This is a genomic window from Mycobacterium sp. E735, assembly GCF_001666955.1.
Classification (GTDB): domain Bacteria; phylum Actinomycetota; class Actinomycetes; order Mycobacteriales; family Mycobacteriaceae; genus Mycobacterium.
Genome location: NZ_LZIX01000177.1, coordinates 1 through 1051 on the forward strand (window position 1 = coordinate 1; position 1051 = coordinate 1051).

General features: G+C 70.2%; 1 protein-coding gene and 1 pseudogene. One reads left to right on the forward strand and one right to left on the reverse strand.

What is annotated here, in order from left to right; genetic code table 11:
* Positions 1–388: pseudogene (locus A5704_RS13960) on the forward strand (hypothetical protein); the annotation flags it as partial.
* A 3-nt stretch (positions 389–391) separates the two neighbouring features.
* Here the strand turns inward: A5704_RS13960 and A5704_RS13965 are convergent.
* Positions 392–1051 (reverse strand): VWA domain-containing protein (locus tag A5704_RS13965; RefSeq protein WP_067889471.1); only part of this gene is annotated, 660 nt, incomplete at its 5' end.

Consider the following 1051-nt stretch of genomic DNA (forward strand, 5'->3'; position numbering starts at 1 on the left):
GTCCGACGGCGGGGAGAACAAGCCGTCCAATCCCAGCGACCCGCACGACGGGGTCTACACGGCGGCGCGGCTGGCCCGGGACGAGGGGGTGCCCATCTCGACGATCTCGTTCGGCACCAAGACCGGCGAGATCGAGATGGACGGGCAGCGCGTGGCCGTCCCGGTTTCGACGGACCAGATGAAGACGATCGCCAAGCTGTCCGGCGGGCAGTCCTACACCGCCAGCAACATCGCCGAGCTCAACAAGAGCTACAACGCCATCGAGAAGGACATCGGCTATCGCACCGTGGCCGGGCCGGGCAGCGCCGGGTGGCTGCGCCTGGGCGTGATCACCGCATTGATCGCGACGGCGCTGGCGCTGCTGATCAACCGGCGGCTGCCGGTCTGATCGTCAGGACGGCAGCCGGCGGTTCAGGAACAGGCCGGCCAGGATCGCGCCGGCCAACGCGACCGCCCCCAGCAGCATCCACGCGAGGCTGGCGTCGCCCTTGACGGTCTCGTACCCGATCTGGCGCTGCAGGGTCGAGTAGACGTTCTTCAGCGACTCCAGGCTGTCGGCATGGAACGCCTGGCCGTCGGTGATCTCGCAGATCTTCTGCAGCGTCTGGTCGTCTACGGGAACCGGGATGGTGGCGCCCTCGTACTCGACGGTGCCGTACGGCGTCCCGAAGGAGATCGTCGAGATCTGCACGCCCGCGGCCTTGGCGGCCCGGGCGGCGGTGAACGCCCCCTGCGGGGCGTTGGCGTCCAGCGGCACGTTCTCCGCGCCGTCGGACAGCAGCACGATGCGGGCCGGGGGCGGGGTGTCGCCACCCGTGATGGCCAGGGCGCTCACCGCGTGCAGGGCGGTGAAGATGGCCTCGCCGGTGGCCGTGCTGTCGGCGAAGTCGAGCTTCTTGAGCGCGTCGATCGTCGCCTGGTGCTGCGGGGTGGGCGACACCAGCAGGTATGGCGTGCCGGCGAAGCCGACCAGGCCCAGGTTGATGCCCGGCGTGAGCTGACTGGCGAACTGGCCGGCCGCCTCCTCGGCGGCCTTGAGCCGGTTCGGCGG